14 protein-coding genes are annotated in these 18404 nt (G+C 72.7%); 4 read left to right on the forward strand and 10 right to left on the reverse strand.

Annotated features, from left to right (window positions below; translation table 11 throughout):
- The first annotated feature begins 157 nt into the window (after positions 1-157).
- Entirely contained in the window at positions 158-1240 is a 1083-nt protein-coding gene (locus ACIP4X_RS16115; protein ID WP_391456329.1) for a lytic polysaccharide monooxygenase, read from the forward strand.
- Positions 1241-1316: 76 nt separating this feature from the next.
- On the opposite strand, the gene ACIP4X_RS16120 is transcribed toward ACIP4X_RS16115, so the two are convergent.
- The 7 genes from ACIP4X_RS16120 to ACIP4X_RS16150 all read right to left on the reverse strand — a co-directional run bounded on the left by ACIP4X_RS16120 (position 1317) and on the right by ACIP4X_RS16150 (position 11379).
- Entirely contained in the window at positions 1317-2177 is an 861-nt protein-coding gene (locus tag ACIP4X_RS16120; protein WP_358735372.1) for an alpha/beta fold hydrolase, read from the reverse strand.
- Positions 2178-2375: 198 nt separating this feature from the next.
- The gene (locus ACIP4X_RS16125; protein WP_358735373.1) at positions 2376-3386 is read right to left on the reverse strand and encodes a DNA polymerase thumb domain-containing protein; all 1011 of its coding nucleotides are present in this window, start codon (positions 3384-3386) and stop codon (positions 2376-2378) included.
- Positions 3383-6856: a DNA polymerase III subunit alpha gene (locus ACIP4X_RS16130; RefSeq protein WP_401348799.1), complete on the reverse strand. Its 3474-nt coding sequence runs from the start codon at positions 6854-6856 to the stop codon at positions 3383-3385. Before ACIP4X_RS16130 ends, ACIP4X_RS16125 begins: the two co-directional genes overlap by 4 nt.
- Positions 6857-7081: 225 nt before the next feature.
- The gene (locus tag ACIP4X_RS16135; protein WP_401348801.1) at positions 7082-8161 is read right to left on the reverse strand and encodes a S1 family peptidase; all 1080 of its coding nucleotides are present in this window, start codon (positions 8159-8161) and stop codon (positions 7082-7084) included.
- A gap of 422 nt (positions 8162-8583) precedes the next feature.
- The gene (locus ACIP4X_RS16140) at positions 8584-9492 is read right to left on the reverse strand and encodes a S1 family peptidase (protein WP_358735379.1); all 909 of its coding nucleotides are present in this window, start codon (positions 9490-9492) and stop codon (positions 8584-8586) included.
- Positions 9493-9761: 269 nt separating this feature from the next.
- Positions 9762-10106, reverse strand: coding sequence for a hypothetical protein (locus ACIP4X_RS16145; RefSeq protein ID WP_358735380.1), 345 nt, complete (start codon positions 10104-10106; stop codon positions 9762-9764).
- Between the two features lie 94 nt (positions 10107-10200).
- Positions 10201-11379 (reverse strand): DUF5685 family protein, encoded by a 1179-nt coding sequence (locus ACIP4X_RS16150; RefSeq protein WP_391456320.1) that lies wholly within the window; start codon positions 11377-11379, stop codon positions 10201-10203.
- Positions 11380-11665: 286 nt separating this feature from the next.
- Between ACIP4X_RS16150 and ACIP4X_RS16155 the strand changes: the two genes are divergently transcribed.
- Positions 11666-12103: a cell division protein SepF gene (locus ACIP4X_RS16155; protein ID WP_358735385.1), complete on the forward strand. Its 438-nt coding sequence runs from the start codon at positions 11666-11668 to the stop codon at positions 12101-12103.
- A gap of 36 nt (positions 12104-12139) precedes the next feature.
- On the opposite strand, the gene ACIP4X_RS16160 is transcribed toward ACIP4X_RS16155, so the two are convergent.
- Both ACIP4X_RS16160 and ACIP4X_RS16165 read right to left on the reverse strand, forming a co-directional pair.
- Positions 12140-13339 carry an acyl-CoA dehydrogenase family protein gene (locus ACIP4X_RS16160; protein WP_358735387.1) on the reverse strand — a complete coding sequence of 400 codons (1200 nt, stop codon included), beginning with the start codon at positions 13337-13339 and terminating at the stop codon, positions 12140-12142.
- Between the two features lie 271 nt (positions 13340-13610).
- Positions 13611-15212 carry an MFS transporter gene (locus ACIP4X_RS16165; protein WP_358735389.1) on the reverse strand — a complete coding sequence of 534 codons (1602 nt, stop codon included), beginning with the start codon at positions 15210-15212 and terminating at the stop codon, positions 13611-13613.
- Between the two features lie 293 nt (positions 15213-15505).
- Here ACIP4X_RS16165 and ACIP4X_RS16170 point away from each other — a divergent pair, with 293 nt between their 5' ends.
- The gene (locus ACIP4X_RS16170) at positions 15506-16708 is read left to right on the forward strand and encodes a hypothetical protein (RefSeq protein WP_358735390.1); all 1203 of its coding nucleotides are present in this window, start codon (positions 15506-15508) and stop codon (positions 16706-16708) included.
- Positions 16709-16945: 237 nt separating this feature from the next.
- A complete protein-coding gene (locus ACIP4X_RS16175; RefSeq protein WP_358735392.1) occupies positions 16946-17977 on the forward strand; it encodes a phosphatase PAP2 family protein in 1032 nt (343 codons plus the stop codon).
- A 39-nt stretch (positions 17978-18016) separates the two neighbouring features.
- On the opposite strand, the gene ACIP4X_RS16180 is transcribed toward ACIP4X_RS16175, so the two are convergent.
- A complete protein-coding gene (locus ACIP4X_RS16180) occupies positions 18017-18232 on the reverse strand; it encodes an I78 family peptidase inhibitor (RefSeq protein WP_358735393.1) in 216 nt (71 codons plus the stop codon).
- Between the last annotated feature and the right edge of the window lie 172 nt (positions 18233-18404).

Below are 18404 nucleotides of genomic sequence, written 5' to 3' on the forward strand. Positions count from 1 at the left end.
CTGAGCGCAGTCTCAGCGCTCCCTTAACGCGAGCATAAGGATCTCCCCGCACCGCCTCCAGCAGGCGTTTTCGCGGTGCGTTGCGGCTAGCTTCTGAACACCCCCACGGGATCCGTCCCATCCTGTGTCAGAGCTGTCGCCCCCGAGGAGTTCCCTGATGCCCGTACGCCGCACGGCCGCCGCTCTCGCCGTCCTCGGACTGGCCCCGCCGGCCCTGACCGCGCTCGCCGCGGCGCCCGCGGCCGCGCACGGCTCCATGGGCGCCCCGGTCAGCCGGGTGGCCCAGTGCTACGCGGAGGGTCCGGAGAACCCGACGTCGGCGGCCTGCCGTGCGGCGGTCGTGGTCGGCGGCACCCAGGCGCTGTACGACTGGAACGGCATCCGGATCGGCGACGCGGGCGGCCGGCACCGGGAGCTGATCCCGGACGGCAGGCTGTGCAGCGCCGGCGACGAGGAGTTCAAGGGCCTGGACCTGCCCCGCGCGGACTGGCCCGCGACGGACGTGCGCGGCGGCGCGTACACCTTCAAGTACCGCGTGACCGCCCCGCACAAGGGCACCTTCACGATCTACCTCACCAAGCCGGGCTACGACCCGGCCAAGCCCCTGGCCTGGGACGACCTCGATCTGTCGGATCCCGTCGCGACGGCCACCGACCCGGCCGCCGTGGACGGCTTCTACACCTTCTCCGGCTCGCTGCCCGAGCGTTCGGGCAGGCACCTGCTGTACGCGGTGTGGCAGCGCTCGGACAGCCCGGAGGCGTTCTACTCCTGCTCGGACGTCACCTTCGGCGGCGGGAACGGCGGCGCGTCCGGCGGCTCCGCCCCGGCGCCGGCCGCCTCCGCGCCGACCGAGCGGCAGATCGAGGACGGTGCCGTCAGGTCGTCGGTCGAGCACCACGGCCACGGGGACGACGACCCCCTGACCACGACGGACCCGGTGGCGCCCGCGTCGGCGGCCCCGGCCGCGAGCCCGGCGTCGGACCCGGTGACGGCCGCGGCCGTGCGGTCGGCCGGTGACACGGACGAGGACACGAGCGCGGACCCGGCCGCGCGCGCCGCCGCCGAGGAGCCGAACCGGCCGCAGGCCGCGGGCAGCCCGGTGAACCTGGCCGAGACCGGTGGCGACGGCCGCACCCCGTACCTCGCGGTCGCCGGCGCGGCCGCCCTGGCGCTCGGCTCGGCGGCCCTGTTCGCCTCGGTCCGCCGGCGTGCCGCGACCGGCGGCGGGCGGGGCCGCTGACGCGGCCCGTCGAACACGGGGCCTGTCCGGCGGCTCAGGCCGGGCAGGCCCCGAGGCACGTCAGCGCCTCAGCAGTTCAGCTGAAGACCGACGCGCAGGTGGTGGCGGTGGCGTGCGCGGGGTCGAGCGCGTTGGCCACCTCGTGGAAGGCGATGCGGTCGATCGTGCCGATCGCCACGTGCTCGGACAGGTCGAGCGCGCACAGGTCCTGCAACAGGACGTTGCGCACGTCGGAGCCGGTCAGGTACTGGGTCCGCCACGGCGTGGCCACCTCGTCGTACCGGGTGGCGATGACCGTGTAGTGCACGCCGGGCACGGTGTCGCCGCCCTCGTTGAGCTTGGTGAGGAGGGCGGACCCGGTGATCTGGTCGGCGAGACCGGGGGTGGCCGCCTTGAGCAGGTCGCTCGCGCCCGGGAAGTAGGGCAGGAGGTTGGTGAGACCGCTGAGGGTGGTGCCGTGGTTGTCGGGTGCGAGGCCGACGAGGGCGTTCACCTTGGCGGCTCCGCCGAGGAACTTCAGGTAGTAGCGGGGCATCATCCCGCCCTGCGAGTGGCCGACGAGGTCCGCCTTGGCGGCGCCGGTGGCGGCGAGCACCTTGTCGACGAAGGCGGACAGCTGCTCGGCCGATTTGTCGACGGGGCCGAGGCCGTAGAAGAGCGGGACGCCCGGCAACTGGCCGTAGTCGAGGGAGAAGACGCAGTACCCGCGGACCTTCAGGTACGGCGCGAGGGACAGCCAGTTGTCGACGGAGTTGCCGAAGGTGCCGTGGACGAGGACGACGGGGCGGGGGTGCGCAGCGGAGGGCCTGCAGCCGTAGTCGTTCCAACCGCTGGTGGGAGCGGCGGCCGCGTGCGCGGTGGCGGTGGGGGCGACGGCGAGGGCGGCGGCCAGCAGCAGGGCGGTCAGTGGTCTGAGGGCGCGCTTGAGGGGCAGCATCGAGTGATCTCCTTGCGGCTCAGGGGAGGTACGACGGCACTACGCCCTGTGATCCGGATCACGGGATGCTGTTCACTCGTCAAGTTACGGACGAGTAGCTCACGTGTGAAGTTACGCGTCAGTAAAAACTTCAACCGGTAACCAGAAGCCGTGATAACGGTCCTGACCGACCGTCACCACGGCGAGAGAGAAGGGGAGTCACGCGGCCAGCGTGCCCGGCATCACCGCCCGCGGCCCGAACCGGGCACGCGCGCGGTCCGCGACCTCCTCGATACGGCGGACCTTCTCGTCGACGGGGTCGAAGGTGAGCTGGTGGGAGGCGTGTTCGGCGGACCCGAGGCCCTCGGCGCGCAGGACGAACGCACGGACCCGGGCACGCTGGAGCCCCAGCGCCTCGTACAGGGCGTACGCTGCGCCGGTCAACGCGGCCGAGTGCGCGGTCGGTTCGGCCAGCGTGCGGCTGCGGGTCGTGCCGACGGGGGTCCCTCCGCTCGCGCCTGCCCGGGAGCGGGAGAGGTCGGCGTAGCGCACGGTGAGCGTCAGGGTGCGGCAGACCTTGCCCAGGGAGCGCAGCCGGGAGCCCAGTTCCCCCGCGGCCGACAGCAGCGCCCTGCGGTGCCGGTCGGGGTCCAGTTCGTCCCGCTCGAAGGGGCGTTCCTCCGCGAGTGACCGGGAGACGGCGTTCGGCACCACCCGGCTGCGGTCGACGCCGTTCGCCTTCTCGTGCAGTTCACGGCCGGCCTTCGCGCCGACCAGGCGCTGGAGGGTCGACAGGGGCGCGGCGGCGACCCGGCCGAGGGTGTCGAGGCCGTACTCGTCCAGGGTGCGGGCCGTCGCCGCGCCGACTCCGGGCAGCGCGGTGACGGGCCGCTCGGCCAGGAACCCCGCCACGGCGTCGGGTTCGCCGGGCACCGCGCATGTGAGTCCGGGCCGGGCGCCCCGCAGGGCCATGCGGGCCAGCATCGGGCCCGGTCCGGCGCCGATCACGCAGTCCACGCCGTGCAGCGCGAGGGCGCGGACCCTGATCACCGACGCCAGTTCGACCGCGTCGCGCCCGAAGTACCTTTCGGCGCCCCGCAGATCGGCCAGCGCCCCGTCCGGGGGCAGCGCCTCGACGACCGGGGTGAACTCCTCCAGGAGCCCGAGCAGCCCCGGCAGGGCGGCCTCGTACATCGGCGGCAGCTGGAAACGTACGCAGAGAACCGTCATCCCGCACTCCCTGGACTCTGGTGCCACAACTTCCTTCCACCCGGCGGGCCTTCGCCCGCGGGACGCAGATCGGCCCAGGGGTGCATCTCGTACCCCGTGGACATGCGGATCGTCCGGCCGTGCGCGGGGGCGCCGTCGCCGGGCCTCTCCGGTGCCGGTTCGGCCAGGCGCGCCGCCACTTCGTCGAGTCCGCCCTCGGCGCGCAGTTCGGCGAGTTCGGCCAGGTTCCAGGCGACGGCGCCCACCACGCTGACGCTGCGCGGGCCGCGCCGCTGCACCACGCCGCGCACCAGCAGCAGCCAGGAGTGGAAGACGGTGTGCGCGCAGGCCTCGTGGGAGTCGTCGAAGAAGGCGAGGTCGACCAGTCCGGTGCCGTCGTCCAGCGTGGTGAAGACGACCCGTTTGCCGGACCGGATCGGCGGGGTCTGGGTGGCCGCCTTGGCGCCCGCGACCAGTACCGTCTCGCCGTGCCTGGCCTCGCGCAGCCGGCGTGCCGGGATCACGCCCAGCTCGTCGAGGAACGTCCGGTGGTCGTCCATCAGGTTCCGCGAGACGTCCATGGACAGCACGCCCAGCTCGGCGCTGAGCCGTTCGGCGTCGGACAGGTCGGGAAGTCCTGCCGCGGCCGTCTTCCTCCCGCCGGCCAGCGGCAGTTGTCCGCCGCCCGCGCCGCGGGCGCCGCGGTGCAGCTCGGTCAGGTGCAGTTGCAGGTCGCGGCGGTTGGCGCCGAACGCGTCCAGCGCGCCCACCTGGGCGAGCCGGGCGGCGATCGGGCGGCTGGGCCGGGCCCGCTCCCAGAAGTCGAGCAGCGAGGCGTAGGGCTGTCCGTCCGCGATGCGCGCCGCCTCCGCCTCACTGATGCCGTGCACGTCGGAGAGGGCAAGCCGGAGTCCCCACATACCGGAGGAACCGGACCTCGACTCAGACACCAGTTCGATACGGTGGGCGACGCCCGAACGGTTCACGTCCAGCGGCAGGATCGGCACCCCGCGCCGCCGCGCGTCCGCCAGCAGCAGCCGCTTCGGGTACATCCCGGGGTCGTGCGTGAGCAGCCCGGCGTAGAAGGCGGCCGGGTGATGGGCCTTCAGCCACGCCGACTGGTACGTCGGCACGGCGAAGGCGACCGCGTGCGCCTTGCAGAAGCCGTAGGAGCCGAACGCCTCGATCACCTCCCAGGTGCGATGAATCGTTTCCGCGTCGTAGCCCTCGGCCGCCGCGTGCTGCGCGAACCACACCTTGATCCGCCCCTGCGACTCCGGGTCGGACAGCCCGCGCCGCACCCGGTCCGCCTCGTCGCGTCCGCAGCCGGTCATGAGGTGCAGGATGTGGATGATCTGCTCGTGGAAGACGACGACCCCGTACGTCTCCTCCAGCGGTTCCTCGAGGTCGGGATGCGGATAGCGCACCGGCGCCCGCCCGTGCCGGGCCTCGATGAACGGCCGCACCATGTCGGCGGCGACCGGACCGGGCCGGAACAGGGAGATGTCGACGACCAGGTCGTGGAACGTGGCCGGCTGGAGCCGTCCGACCAGGTCGCGCTGGCCCGGGGACTCGATCTGGAAGCAGCCGAGGGTCTCGGCGGAGCGGATGAGCCGGTACGTCGCCGGGTCGCCGTCCGGCAGGGAGTCCAGGTCGACCCGCTCCCCCGTGGTCCGCGCCACCTCCGCGACCGCGTGCGCCATCGCCGACTGCATCCGCACGCCCAGCACGTCCAGCTTGAGCAGCCCGAGGTCCTCCACGTCGTCCTTGTCGAACTGGGACATGGGGAAGCCCTCGCCGCTGGTGGGCACGACCGGGGTACGGGACGGCAGGGAGGCGTCGGAGAGCAGGACCCCGCAGGGGTGCATGGCGACCCCGCGCGGCAGGGCGTCCAGGGCCTCGACCAGCTCCCACAGCCTGCCGTACCGGTCCCGCTCCCCCGCCAGCTCCCTGAGTTCGGGCAGCTCGTCGAGCGCCGCGCGGGCGTCGCGGGCGCGGATGTGCGGGAAGGACTTGGCGATGCGGTCGATGTCGGCGGGGTCCATGGACAGGGCGGCCCCTACGTCGCGGACGGCGTGCCGTACGCGGTACGTCTCCGGCATGGCGACGGTCGCGACCCGCTCGGTGCCGAACCGGCCGATGATCCGGCGGTAGACCTCGAGGCGGCGCGCGGACTCCACGTCGATGTCGATGTCGGGCAGGGCCGTGCGCCGCTTGGACAGGAAGCGCTCCATCAGCAGCCCGTGCTCGACCGGGTCGGCGTGGGCGATGCCGAGGAGGTGGTTGACGAGGGAGCCGGCGCCGGAGCCGCGGGCGGCGACCCGGATGCCCATCTCCCTCACGTCGTCGACGACTTGGGCGACGGTGAGGAAGTAGGTGGCGAAGCCGTGGTGGGCGATGATGTCCAGCTCCCGGTGCATCCGCTCCCAGTACTCCCGGCGGCCCGCGTAGCCGCGCAGCACCATGCCCGCCGCCGCCCGGGAGGCGAGCACGCGCTGGGCGGTGCGGCGGCCGGCGCCGACGAGGTGCGGCTCGGGGAAGCGGACGGTGCCCAGGCCGAGGTCGTCCTCGGGGTCGACCAGGCACTCGGCGGCCGTGGCCCGGGTCTGCTCCAGCAGGCGGTGGGCGGCCCCGGGGCGGAATCCGGCGGCCTCCACGATCCGCTCGGCCGCGCGCAGCATGGCGTCCGGTTCCTTCAGCCAGGCCTCCCCGGAGTCCAGTTCCTTGGCCGGGTCGATGGGGACGAGCCGGCGGGCGGCGTCCAGCACGTCGGCGACCGGGCCCTGCCCCGGGTCGGCGTACCGGACGGCGTTGCTGAGCACGGGCCGGATCCGCTGCTCGGCGGCGAAGCCGACGGTGCGCGCGGCCAGGCGCAGCGAGCCGGGTCCGGTGCCCGCGCGGCCGTGCCAGACGGCCTCCAGGCGCAGGGCGTCGCCGTAGGTCTCACGCCAGGGCGCGAGGAGTCTCGCGGCCCGGTCGGGGCGGCCGGCGGCGAGGGCGCGGCCGACGTCGGAGGCGGGGCCGAGCAGGACGGTCAGGCCGTCGGTGTGGTCGCCGGGCCAGGGCAGCAGCGGGGTTCCCGGGGACGGGGACGCCCCCTGTGCGCGCGGAGCGGCGGGTCCGGCGTGGGCGGCGGTGACCAGGTGGCACAGATCGGCCCAGCCGCGGGCGCCGGCACGGGCGAGGAAGGTGACACGGGGAGCCGACTCGTCGACGAAGGCGCCTCCGCGCACGGGGGCACGGCGCCGGTCCCGGCGTACGGGGTCCGGGTCCGTGGTCTCCACCGCCAGCTCCACGCCGAACAGCGGGCGGACGCCCGCCGCCGCGCAGGCCTTGGCGAAGCGGACCGAGCCGGCCAGGGTGTCGCGGTCGGTGAGCGCGAGCGCGTCCATGCCCCGTTCCGCGGCGCGCTCGGCCAGCCGCTCCGGGTGCGAGGCGCCGTAGCGCAGGGAGAACCCGGAGGCGGTGTGCAGATGCGTGAAGTCCGGCATCCGCACCTCCCGCACTCGTGAGCGTCACCGCTCTCGAACATCCGTTCCCATCTCTCTCACCCCCACCATAAACCAATTTCCGAACGTCTGTGCGACATCCGTTCGAGCGTCTCCCACCTGCGCAAACACCCGGCGCCCGGAGCGGGAGGGACCCGGCGGCCATGCGAGAGCCCCGCCCTCGGGAGGGCGGGGCTCTCGTCGGTCAAGGACAGGCCGGTGCCGGGGTCAGCCGATCTGGGCGCCGGTCGCCGAGAGGGCCTCGGTGACCGGCTGGAAGAAGGTCACACCGCCCGAGGCGCAGTCGCCGCTGCCACCGGAGGTGAGACCGATCGCGGTGTCGCCGTCGAACAGGGAGCCGCCGCTGTCACCGGGCTCGGCGCACACATCGGTCTGGATCAGACCGCCGACCGTGCCCTCGGCGTAGTTCACGGTGGCGTTCAGACCGGTGACCGTGCCGCTGTGCACCTGGCTCGTCGAACCGCTGCGGGTCACCTTCTCGCCGACGGTCGCGTCGCCCGCCCCGGTGATCGTCTGCGTCGAGCCGTTGTAGAGGTTCACCGCGCTCGGGTGGTCGACGCCCGCGGTGTACCGGACCAGACCGAAGTCGTCACCCGGGAAGCTGGACCGCTCGTTCTGGCCGATCACCGTGCCGCCGGCGTCCGACCACGTGGAGATCGCCTCCGTGCAGTGGCCCGCGGTGAGGAAGTACGGCTGGCCGTCCTTGACCACGTTGAAGCCGAGCGAGCAGCGGCCGCCGGAACCGGTGATCGCGTCACCGCCCGCGACGAAGGGCTTGAACTCCCCCTTCGACCGCTTGAGTTCGGCCTTGGCTCCGAGCCCGTCGACGACCTTGCTCAGCGTGGTCCACTCGGCCCCGGAGACGGTGCTGTCGGCGGTGACGACGACCTTGTTGGTCACGGGGTCCGTCGCCCACGAGGTGCCGGGGATGGCCGCGTCCTTCTCCAGCGCGGCACGGGCGCCGGTCAGTTCGGCGAGGGAGTTGCGTACGACTCTCGCCCTGGCACCCGCCCGCTCGACGGTCTCGGCGGTGCTCGCGTCGAGCACGTTCACCACGAGGCTCTTCGTCGTGGCGTCGTAGTACGTGCCCGCGGCGTCGGCGCCGAGGTCCCGCACGAGCGTCGAGGCGAGCTTTCCGGCCGCCGCGGACGAGAGGGTCCGGACCTCGGGAGCCTTGGCGGGTTCACTGGCGTTCGCACTCTGGAAGGTGAATCCCGCGACGAGCAGGGCGGCGACGCCCGCTCCCGCCACGGCCGCACGGCGTCCGGGTATGCGTCGGTGCTTCAACTGACGTCCTCCTGTGGGGGGTCGGCCCGGCGGGTAGTGGGGACCCGGCGGGCCGGAAGGCGGTTGAACGGCGCCCACTATTCCGACGCCCCTGGAGGCACACAAGGCCGAGTTCTGGACGTGTGTACGTCAACCGGCGTACTTCCCCTGCGTATCGGCCCGCGCGCCGCGGTCGCCGCCGGAGCGTTCACGCAACATTCACAGCGCAAACACCGGGGACGGGTGACCGGCGCCGTTCCGCGAGGCCCGGCCCTGGCTCGAATGCGGCCCCTTGGGCACGCTCTCCACGCGGGGCCCCGGCGCCGGGGCCGCCGCGCACAACGGCGAGCCCCCGCACGCTGGTTGCGTGCGGGGGCTCCGCGCTGTCGCGCGCCGGGCGAGTACCGGGCCGCGTACACCGCGGCCCGGCAACAGGGGGTACGTCAGCCGAGGTGGACCCCGTACGCGCTCAGCGCGGCGGTGACCGGCTGGAAGAAGGTCGTGCCGCCGGAAGTGCAGTTGCCGCTGCCGCCGGAGGTCAGACCGTAGGCGATGCCACTGGGGGAGTAGAGCGAGCCGCCGGAGTCACCGGGCTCGGCGCAGACCGTGGTCTGGATGAGGCCGTTGACGATCTCACCGTTGCCGTAGTTGACCGTCGCGTTGAGCGCCGTGACCTTGCCGCTGTAGGTGCCGGTGGTCGAGCCGCGCCGGTAGACGGTGGTGCCCACGGACGGCGTGGCCGCGCTGGTGATGTTCACGCTGCCCACGGCGCTCGGATGGGCCACCGAGGTGTTGGTGTAACGCACGATGCCGTAGTCATGGCCGGGGAAGGAGGAGCCGGCGGTGGTGCCGAGCGTGGTCGAGTGGGAGGAGTTCGACCACCAGGTGCCCGCACCGTCGGTGCAGTGACCGGCGGTCAGGAAGTAGGAGTTGCCGCTGTTGTCCTTGACGTTGAAGCCCAGCGAACAGCGCCAGCTGCTCGCGTAGATGGCGTCGCCGCCGGAGATCAGCTTGCTGAACTTGCCGGAGGTGTGCTTGATGGTCAGGGCCCCGGAGTTGGTCCCCGCCTGCCGCTGGATCCGGGCGATGTCGGCCTGGGAGACCGTGCTGTCGACGGTGACGACGACCCGGTTGGTCTTGCTGTCGACGGCCCAGGCGGTGCCCGGGATGTCGGCCTTGAGCACGGAGTCGCTCGCGGTGGTGAGCTGCGCCGTACTGAAGGTGGTGGGGGTGTCGGACGCGCTCGCGTTGGGGACGGCGAACGCGGCTGCGGCCACGAAGCCGGAGGCGATGGCGATCAGCCGGGTCCGTCTCGTCATGCCGCCGAGGGGAGTGGTGCGCTTGATCCTCACTTGTCGTTCCTCCACAAAGGAAGTCGGGGGCCCGCGTGGGGTCGGGGCCCGTGAGGCGCAGTCAGCGGACGGCTGTTCGGAATCCGAACATGCTGTGCCCCTGACAAGCGCTGTGGGGGAGTATTCGGCCGAACGACCGGTCGGCGCAAGGGCGCCTTTCGGCCGTGCGACCATGTGCGATTCGAGTGAACTAAGAGTGATCGGAACCAATTGACGTGTGGTCGGCGACGGGAGGACGGCCTCGGGCCGACCGCGCTTCCCGGCCGCGGTCACGACGCCGCGGCCACCGCGTCCCATATGGTCTCGCGGCGCCCTCCGGACCAGCACTCGCCCAGGTCGGCCCAAGAGGCCGGTACCGGCCGGGTGTCGTCGGCCGCGGATCGCGCCCGGCCGCCGAAAGGCCGCTCGCCGAGGGCCGGTTCGCCCGCCTCGGCAGCGGCCGCCGCGACCGTCGCGCCCTCGGCCGCCCAGGCTCGCAGGATGGCCGGAACTCGACGTTCCGGATGGCCCCGGAACCCGAACGCACCCATCGGCGCGAGCAGGTCGCGAAGCGCCGGCGCCGCCTCCCTGCGGTGGCGGCGCCCCTGCTTCCACTGATCGGATAGGTCCATCATGAGATGAGCCCTTCCATGCGCGGCCCGGCGGTCAAACCCCCTCGCCGCCCACCGCCCGGACCCGGAGCCCGTTGACGGTCGGCCGCGACCGCGTTCAGCAGTCGCAGCACGAGCAGTCACAGCAATCGCAGCCGTCGCAGCAGCAGTCGCACCCCTCGCAGCAGCAGTCGCAATTGCACCAGCCCGAACGCTTCTTGCCCGACCACGGACCCTCGAACTCGTCGGCGCAGCAGACCTTGCAGGTGCAGCACAGCCCGACGGCCACCGCGCACCCGGCCCAGAACCCGCGCCCAGAGGGCCGTGGCGGCTCACCGCCCCCGGTGTACGGGTCGCCCGGGCGGTTCGGGTCGTACGGAGCCTGCGGGGCGTGCGGTGGGCCGAAGGCCCCCTCGGGCGCGTGCCCGCAGGACTCGGTGCCGAAGGCACGGTCGACGGAGCGCCCCAGTTCGTGCACGAGCAGCCGGTGGGCGAGCCGTCCGTCGCCGAACTCCACCTCGCTCAGGGCGAGCCGGATGCCGTGCACCGCGTCGTCGGCGAGCCGGCGCGCCTCGACGAGCGGGGTTCCGGTCGCGGTGAGCGGGTTCCAGGCGCCGGCCGCGGCGTCGGCCGCGCGGTCCTCCACCGCGTCCAGCAGATGCGCGAGCCGTCCGAACAGGCGCCCGGCCTCGGCGAGCGGAGCGGCGTTGCCCGGCCGCCCGGCGAGGACCGCGGTGTGCGCGAAGGCCGCGGCGGTCGCGGTCTCGGTCGGTTCGGTGACGGCGAGGATCGGCGTGCCGGGGCCGGCGAGCGCCTCGAGGCCGGTCTGCCGGTCCACCGCGTCCAGGAGGACGGCCGTGTCGAATCCGACGCCGGCTCCCGTACGGGCGCCCGCCCGGCTCCAGTTGTCGGCGACCCGGCGCGCGGCGAGCGCCACCGGTCGGCGCGTCAGCAGTCCGTCACCGTCGGCGACGTGGTCGCGCACCTTGGCCGAGGCCAGCACCAGGGAGACGGCCGCGGCGAGTCGGGGGCCCTCCCCCAGGGCGACGGACGCGGTGCGCATCCCGCGCAGGGGGCACGGCCCGGCGGTGCGCCGCAGACCGCCGGCCCGGCCGCCCTGCTGCGCCTGAGCCTCCGTCAGCACCGAGACGAGCAACCCGTCGTAGTTCGTCACGAGCCTCGCGAACTGACCGTGGTCGCCCCGCAGGGCCAGGCACAGTCCGCACAAGTGGGCCGTCCACTCGGCGCCGAGTCTCTCCCCGAGCCTGTGGCGACAGGGCCTGACGATTCCGAACACGACCATCCCCTTGGTGTGCAACGTCGAGTCGCGGCATCGTATCGACCCTTCGTTCACCCGTACGCCCTGTCCGTCACCCATGTGCCGAGAACAATCATATTTCACTCTCAGTCAGCAGTCGTGTAGGTCGGATCCCTTGGGGCACACGGGCTCTCGACGTATTAGCCGTGCACCAGTACCGTCACAAACCCCCCGTGCGGCGTGCGTTCACTTGGCGCGTTGTCAGCATCATGGATGACCATAGGGATGCGGAATGCAGGAAAGACCGCTGTGAGAGGAGGCGTCCATGGGATCGGTACGCAAGGCGAGTGCGTGGCTCGGCCTCGTCGACGACAACGATGACGAGCGCTACTACGACGACGACTACACGGAGGGGACCGATTCCGGGGAAGCCTGGGTCACCGATCCTCGGGTGAAGGTGGCGACGGACACGGCAGAGGACAGGGGCCGCCGGATCGGCACGGTGACACCGGACAGCTTCCGGGACGCCCGTGCCATCGGCGAGCTGTTCCGGGAGGGCGTGCCCGTCATCATGAACCTGACGGCCATGGAGGCCTCCGACGCCAAGCGCGTGGTCGACTTCGCGGCCGGGCTCGTCTTCGGTCTGCGCGGCTCCATCGACCGCGTGTCCACACGGGTGTTCCTGCTGTCCCCCGCCGACACCGAGATCGTCAACGGGGATCCGGCGGTGCACCGTTCGGACGGTTTCTTCAACCAGAGCTGAGGCAGGGCCGTACACCGGCCCTGCCCCGTCCGGGGCTCACCGGAACGCGTCGAGACCGGTGAGCGCCTTGCCCAGCACGAGCTGGTGCATCTCGACGGTGCCCTCGTAGGTGAGCACCGACTCGAGGTTGGTCGCGTGCCGCATCACCGGGTATTCCAGGGAGATCCCGTTGGCGCCGAGAATCGTCCGCGCCGTACGGCAGATCTCGATCGCCTCGCGCACGTTGTTGAGCTTGCCGAAGCTGACCTGCTCGGGCCGCAGGCGGCCGGCGTCCAGGCGCCGCCCCAGGTGGTGGGCGAGCAGAATCCCCTTGTGCAGTTCGACCGCCATGTCGGCGAGTTTGGCCTGGGTGAGCTGGAAGCCGCCGATGGGCCTGCCGAACTGCTCGCGCGAGACCGCGTAGTCGAGGGCGGCCTCGAAGCTGGAGCGGGCCGCGCCCATGGCGCCCCAGACGATGCCGTAACGGGCGTGCGACAGACAACCGAGCGGTCCGCGAAGACCGGTGGCCTCCGGCAGTACGGCGTCGGCGGGCAGCCTCACGTCGTCCAGGACCAGCTCGCTGGTGACGCTCGCCCGCAGCGACCACTTGTGCTTGATCTCCGGGGCGGAGAACCCGGGGGTGCCGGCCGGCACCAGGAAGCCGCGGATGCCGTCCTCGGTCCGCGCCCAGACGACGGCGACACCGGCCACGGAGCCGTTGGTGATCCACATCTTGCGGCCGTTGAGGATCCAGTCGGTGCCGTCGCGCTTGGCGTGGGTGCGCATGGAGGCGGGGTCGGAGCCGTGGTCGGGCTCGGTGAGCCCGAAGCAGCCGATCACCTCGCCGGCCGCCATGGAAGGCAGCCACCGCTGCTTCTGCTCCTCGCTCCCGAACCGGTGGATGGCGTACATGGCGAGCGAGCCCTGCACCGAGACCAGGGACCGGATGCCGGAGTCGGCGGCCTCCAGCTCAAGGCAGGCGAGCCCGTACTGGACGGCGGTGGCGCCGGCGCAGCCGTAACCGGTCAGGGACATGCCGAGAGCGCCGATGCTCCCGAGCTCGCGGGAGAGTTCCCGGATGACGGGCAGCTCGCCCTTCTCGTACCACTCGGCGACATGCGGCAGAACGCGGTCGGCCGCCCACTGCCGCATGGTGTCGCGGACGGCGAGGTCCTCCGGCTCCAGCAGGTCGTCGATGCCGAGCGGATCGGCGGGGTCGAACGAGGGCAACGAGGGCAACGGGGACTGCGAGGACATGCGGACACCCTCCGGCGACGGCAACTTCAACTAGCACTGCTAGTGCCCCGACAGGCAACGTTCGCCCCGTCGCGACGCCCGGCACTCCCCCAAGCTCTTCGAGCAGGGGGGACCCCAAGAGCACGCACCGGACGCCGCTCCTTCACGGGCAAACGTTGCCTGCCGCGGCACTAGTTGGGCGACTCCGGCCCGACGTTACGACGCGGAACCGCCCACGTCCAGCCTGCTCCTTTGCCCGCCGCGGCACCGCCGTGCGGGAGAGGAAGGGCGCTCACGCCGAGACGCGGGGCCGCTCGGCCTCCCGCTGCGCGGGCAGTTCGACCGGGGGCTCCTCGCAGTGCATCACCCGCGGCAGCCGCAGCGCCATCACCGCTCCCAGCAGCAACAGCCCCGCGCTCACCAGCAGCGTCACATGCAGCCCGTGCACGAAGGCGTCCCGGGCCGCCCGCCGCAGCGCCGCCCCGACCGGCCCGCCGAGCCGGTCGGCGACCCCGTAGGCCTCCCCCAGCGAGTTCGCCGCCGCGCCGGACGCCTTCGCGGGCACCCCCGGCACATCGGCGAGCGCGGGCGCGTAGGCCGCGTTCATCACCGTGCCCAGCAGGGCGATACCCATCCCCGCGCCCAGCTGGTACGACGTCTCCCCGATCGCCGCCGCGCCGCCCGCCTGCGCGGCCGGCGACTCGCTCAGCATCGACTCGTACGCCCCGAACAGCGTCATCTCCAGGCCGAAGCCGAGCAGCGCGAAGCCGGCGAGGAGCAGCCCGGGGTTGTCCCGGCCGCCCATCGCCGTGAGCAGCACCACCGCGGCGGCGGTCACGCAGAATCCGAAGCACACCATCCGCCGCGGCCCGAACCGCCGCAGCATCCGCGCTCCGGCCAGTCCGGCCGCCATCGCGGCGAACGTCAGCGGCAGCAGCCGCAGCCCCGTGGCGAGCGGCGAGAGACCGAGGACCAGTTGCAGGTACTGCGCCGCGATCAGTTCGAGGCCGACCAGCGCCAGCATGGCCAGGACGATGCAGCCCACCGACGTGCTGAACGCCGGGCGGGCGAACATCCTGAGGTCCACCAGCGGATGGGTCCGCCGCCGCTGCCGTCGTACGAAGGTCACCAGCAGCACCGCGCCGACCACCAGCGGTCCCACGGTGAGCGCGCTCAGAGCCGTCTCACCGCCGCCGAGCCGCTTCACGCCCAGCACCACACCGAACAGTCCGGCCGCCGCCGTCAACGCGCCGACGACGTCCCAGGGCCCGTCACGGTCGCCGGTCGACTCGGGCAGCAGCAGCCTGCCCACCGGCAGGCTGATCAGCATCAGCGGAATGTTGACGAGGAAGACCGAACCCCACCAGAAGTGTTCGAGCAGGAAGCCGCCGAGCAGCGGCCCGACCGCCGCGCCCACCGCGGCGACCGCGCTCCAGATCCCGATCGCCAGCGCCCGTTCGCGCCGGTCCGGGAAGACCTGCCGCAGGAGCGACAGCGTGGCCGGCATGATCATGGCGCCGCCGACGCCGAGCAGCGCCCGCGCGAAGATCAGCATCTGGGGGTTGGGGGCGAAGGCCGCCACGGCGGAGGCGATGCCGAAGAGGGCGTAGCCCAGCAGCAGGATCCGTCTGCGGCCCACCCGGTCGCCCAGGGTGCCGAACAGGATCAGCAGCGAGGCGCAGACGAGGGGGTAGGTGTCGACGATCCAGAGCAGTTCGATGGCGCCGGGCCTGAGGTCCTCGGTGACCGCGGGCACCGCCACGTGCAGCACGGTCGCGTCCACCGCCACCAGCAGCAGGCTGACGCAGAGGACGACCAGGACGACCCAGCGGTTGGCACCGGCCCCGGCCGTCCGACGGCGCAGCCGCTCGGCGGCCGCGGTCGTCCCGGACATGTACGTACCTCCCAGATGAACCCTCGCGTTCGACGGTCCGCGGGACGGGGACTTCCCGCGGCTCGGCCGGAGCGGAGCGGTGGCCCCCGACCTGCACGACGACGTGCGAGTGACACGTCAGCGTACGCTCATTCGCCCGGATGAGGCGTGGCCCACCTCTCAGTGCACGCGGCCAACCCGTGTGGCGTACGCCACTCCGCTTGTCCGTGGGCCCTTGACGCGTGCCTGGTGAGCGGCCTGCCGGCGGGCCCCGGTGGCGGCTCCGGTTTCCGGCAGCGCCGATAATCGAGTCCGTGAGCGATCTTGCGACGCACGTGGCAGTGGTACGTGCCGGGGCCCTGCGCCGGGCCGCCCCGGCTCTGCTCGGGTACGCCGCCGTGCGCGCGCTGGGCCTGGTCGCCCTCGCGCTGTGGAGTGCCGAGCGTGGCAAGAGCTGGTACACGCTGCTGACCGCCCGCTGGGACTCGCTCTGGTACGCCGGGGTGGCCGCGGGCGGCTACGGCCACGAGACACTCCTGCCGAACGGGGACGTCCACTCCGACCTGGCGTTCTTCCCGCTCCTCCCCTGGCTGGAGCGGCCGCTCGCGGCGGTGGGCCCGCTGTCGTACGCCGACGCGGGCTTCGCCGTCAGCCTGTTCGCCTCGCTCGCCGCGGCCTGGGGGATCTTCGCGGTGGCCGACCACGTCTGCGGCCGCGAGGCCGGTGTCGCCGCGGCGCTGCTGTGGGCGGTGCTGCCGGTCGGGATCGTGCAGTCGATGGCCTACAGCGAGTCGCTGTTCACGGCGCTCGCCGCCTGGGCGCTGTACGCGGTGCTCACCGGCCGCTGGGTGACGGCTGGCGCCCTCGCCCTGATGGCGGGGCTGACCCGGCCGGTGGGTCTCGCGGTGGTCGCCGCGGTGTGGACGGCGGCGCTTGCCTCGTTCGTGGGAGACCGGAGCGCGACGGCGGCGGACGGCGCACGGGAGACGGGACACGCCCCGGCCGCCGCGGGGCACGCCACCGCCCGCCGTCTGCTCGGCATGGCCCTCGCCCCGCTCGGCGCCGCCGGATACGTCCTGTGGGTCGGCCACCGCACCGGCAAGGGCCCCTTCGGCTATCTCGACGTCCAGGCCGGCTGGCGCAACGGCTTCGACGGCGGGTACGCCTTCGCCCGCTTCGTCGCCGACAAGTTCACGTCCTTCCCCTCGGCCCTCGCCGGGATCGGACTGATCGCCGGGGTCGCCGCGGTGATCGGGCTGTACGTCGTCGGCGTACGGCAGAGGCAGCCGCTCGCGCTGCTGGTGTACTCGGGAGTGGTGACCGCGCTCGCCCTGTGCGCGTCGAGCTATTTCGGCTCCAAGCCTCGACTGCTGCTGCCCGCCTTCCCGCTGCTGCTGCCGCTCGCGTCGGCGCTCGCCCGGACGCGCGTGGCCCGGGCGGCGCCGATCGTGGGCGGCGTCGCGGTGGCCTCGGCGGTCTACGGGGCGTTCTGGCTGAACGGCTCCGGTCCCCCGTGACCGGTCCCTCGTCCCGCCGAGGGCGCGCGGAATTTCCATCCGGGCGTACGGTCGACGCATTCATAAGCGCCGCATAAACGTCCGCCGGAATGATCAAAGGAAATGCGGGACGGGTTCGTTCGTGATTGCGGATTCCGTGGATATAAAGCCCCGTTGAGAGCAATCCCACATCACGTGGTCATCACAAATCACGTGCTTCGTCAGGGAACACACCTCACTCGCTGTAACGTCGATTGGGTGCGTACCGAACGAACCCTCACCCGCCTGGACCGGGTGTTCGCCAGGCTGGACCGTGAGCCGCAACGGCCGGCGCACATCGACATGCCGCGAATGAGCCGCCACCGGTTCGTGCTCCTCTCGGCGACCCTGGCCTTCTACCTGGCGATCGTCTGGGCCGTGATCACCACCTCGTGGCTGGTCCGGCTCGACTGGCAGGTCATGTTCTTCCGGCCGTACCAGCAGTGGCCTCAGATCCACGCGTTCCTCGACTACTACGTAGTGCTCGGCCAGCGCGGCCCCACCGCCGTGATGGTCTGCGCGTGGCTGGGCTGGCGCTCCTGGCGGCAGCACACGCTGCGCCCGCTGCTGACCCTCGCCGCCTCGCTGCTGCTGCTCAACGCCACGGTCGGCGCCGCGAAGATCGGCATGGGACGGCTGGGACCGCACTACGCGACCGTCATCGGCTCCAACGAGATGGGCCTGGGCGGCGATATATTCCCCAGCGGCCACACCGCCAACGCCGTGGTGACCTGGGGCATCCTGGCCTATCTGGCCTCCACCCCGAGGGCGCGCCGCTGGCTGTCGGCACTGTCCGCAGTGACGGCGCTCGGCGTCGGCCTGACCACGGTCTACCTGGGTACGCACTGGCTGAGCGACGTGCTCCTCGGCTGGGCCGCGGGGCTGTTGATCCTGCTGGCGCTGCCGTGGTTCGAGCCGCTGATCGCCCGGACCGAGGTCGCCCTGTTCGACCTGCGCGACCGCTGGCGCGCCCGTCGCGGCCGCCGGGCACCGGTGCCCGCGCCCGCCGCACCGGTCGGCGCCCCCGTCGTGCTCACCCCGCGCGCCTCGGCCGCGGAGGAGACCCCGGCGGCCCACGGGACGGTCGGCGCGGGACGCGCGCCCCGGACGCCGGCCCACCTCGCCCAGGGCCGGTACACGAGCCGCTCGGAGCGCCCGCCGGTCACCCCGGCCGGCAGCCGCAGACCGCCGCACCCCGAGCGCGTCACGCGCAACACGGCCTCGGCGGCCCGCCCCCTGACGGGCAGTTGACGAAGGACCGCCGTGGGGTCCGGGAGCGCCCGCGGCGGTTCAGCCCTTCCAGGCCCGTGCCACGTGGCCGTCCCTGACCTCGAAGTTCATCCGCCCGAACCGGTATTCCATGGTGATGATCGCGCCCGGCGGCAGTGACCGCACCGTGCTCCAGCCCCGTTCGCGTGCGAGCCGTTCGGCCTGTCCGGCCTCGAGGCCGACGTAGGCGTCGGGGTTGTCCTGGGGTTCCGCGGGCGGAGTGGGATTCGGTGCCATACCGCCACGCTAGGTGCCGGACCGCCGCGGGGGAAGCCCGCCCCGTACACACGGGTCACTTGGATGACTCGTGTCCTTCCTGTCACGTTTCTGTCACAGGCCCCACCGTCCGAAGCGGTCTCACTGCGTCACACGTACGGGCGGTTCCACCGGTCTTCCGCAGCCGTCCGCA

Origin of the sequence: Streptomyces sp. NPDC088817 (genome assembly GCF_044750345.1) — a bacterium.
GTDB lineage: Bacteria > Actinomycetota > Actinomycetes > Streptomycetales > Streptomycetaceae > Streptomyces.